Here is a 1,340-nt window from a genome sequence, read left to right on the forward strand (position 1 = left end):
CCGGGAATGAAGAACCGCCGTTTATTCCGTCGCAAATAACCGTGTTGCCGATCCCGGACAAAGTGGGCAGCGATATTGAATCGCTACCGATGCCGGAAGAGAAGGATTTTCGCGATTATATTCTGGTGCTTCCCATCCCGAATATGCCACCGGTGTATGTGTATTTAAGTAAACCGCCGGTGAAACCGTTGGAAGTGGGAGAATATCAGGAGCTGGCTGGACGTAGCCGTAATGATGGAATGGATATTGATCATATTCCTTCTAAGGCGGCATTAAGAGAATTTTTAATAAAAGCATACGGAAAGAAGCTGGATGAAGATCAGATTAAATTAGCTTTAAAGAAAGGTATATCTATAGCTATCCCTCATCGGGTGCATAGAGATTACAGTGAAACTTATAAAGGTAGAAATAAGAGAGAGAAGCAGATTAAAGATGCGTTAGATATAAGGGCGGCAATAGACAGTAATTTTGATGCCCAGATTCCTGGTTTACGGGAAGAAGGCTATACTGATGAGCAGTTAAACAAGGCACGGGAAGAACTGCACCGATTGAACAAAGAACAAGGGTGGTATGAATAATGCTAGATATTGTGGCAGTTATTAAAAGTTTAGGGCAGACAGCCGAACAACTCGTTGAAAGGCGGCTTATTCCAGCGGGAAAGTTTGAGTTTCTGTTTGAGAATGCTGATACGTTCAATTGTGGACCTGATGTTGGCCTTACATTAGTGTTTCACGCTGATTCAAGAATATTAAAATCTGTACAAATTACACTTATTAACGCTTATGAAGGCAGTGGAGAATATAATGGAGAATTGCCTTACCCATTTTTACATTCAATGGATAGGGCAATTGTTAGAGCACTTATGGGAGAACCAGATTCTGCTAGTGGTCCAGAAAAAATCCCTGTCATTGGCATTGTTGGTGGATATGATTCTTATACACATAAGCTGAATGAGCAATATCCTAATACGGAAATTTGTCTTCTCTATTTAGCTGATCTAAGGGTACATGCATTAATATTTGAACGTTTTGAATAAACGTCTTTTGGAGTATTTTTTACTTTTATTGGATAGCGGTTAATAAACCGTTATCCATGTTTATATGCTATATACCCGTCATCTTTCAAGTTGCTTCTTTGTTGGCTGCACTCACTCACCCCGGTCACATAGTTATCTATGCTCCCGGGGATTCGCTCCCTTGCCGCCGCGATGCATCTTGAAATCCATAGGGTATAGGTAAATGATGAAAAGGGTTTTTCCAATCCTTTTCATCACAACCAAGTAATATCCCGTATGCAGGTATCGAGTGGCTGGTAACAATAGCTTCTGTTGTACCTATTCC

The 1,340-nt window shown here is 40.8% G+C and carries 2 protein-coding genes; both read left to right on the forward strand.

Features of this window, described 5'->3' with window-relative positions; translation table 11 throughout:
- A partial coding sequence (locus C5469_RS22700; protein ID WP_207629319.1) for an S-type pyocin domain-containing protein occupies positions 1-578 on the forward strand: 578 nt, incomplete at its 5' end.
- On the forward strand, positions 578-1,036 hold the full coding sequence (locus C5469_RS22705) for a DUF6392 family protein (RefSeq protein ID WP_166310952.1): 459 nt from the start codon (positions 578-580) through the stop codon (positions 1,034-1,036). The genes C5469_RS22700 and C5469_RS22705, both read left to right, overlap by 1 nt.
- Positions 1,037-1,340 lie beyond the last annotated feature (304 nt).

Source organism: Photorhabdus cinerea, from assembly GCF_011189575.1.
GTDB lineage: Bacteria > Pseudomonadota > Gammaproteobacteria > Enterobacterales > Enterobacteriaceae > Photorhabdus > Photorhabdus cinerea.